The 282-nt window shown below is 61.7% G+C and carries 1 pseudogene; it reads left to right on the top strand.

From position 1 onward, the window contains the following. Positions 1-282, top strand: a pseudogene (locus XI05_RS00230) (ribonucleoside-diphosphate reductase subunit alpha); the annotation flags it as partial.

Genomic DNA, 282 nt, shown 5'->3' with positions numbered 1-282 from the left:
TGACTTCAACCGCAAGAGCCTCAACCTGCATCACGGCATCAACGTCACCGACGAGTTCATGTGTGCCGTGGGCGCCGGCACCGCATTCGCTCTGCGCAGCCCGAAGACTAACGAGGTCGTCCGCGAGATCGATGCCCGCCAGCTGTGGCAACGCATCCTTGAGAATCGGCTGCAGACCGGCGAGCCTTATCTCTTGTTCATCGACACCGTGAACCGTGCGCTCCCCAAGCACCAGCGCGAGCTCGGCCTCAAGGTCTCGACCTCCAACCTGTGCAGCGAGAT

Source organism: Bradyrhizobium sp. CCBAU 11357 (assembly GCF_028128865.1).
GTDB lineage: Bacteria > Pseudomonadota > Alphaproteobacteria > Rhizobiales > Xanthobacteraceae > Bradyrhizobium.
The sequence above is the reverse complement of the archived record's forward strand: the minus strand, read 5'-3'. Positions and strand labels throughout refer to the sequence as shown.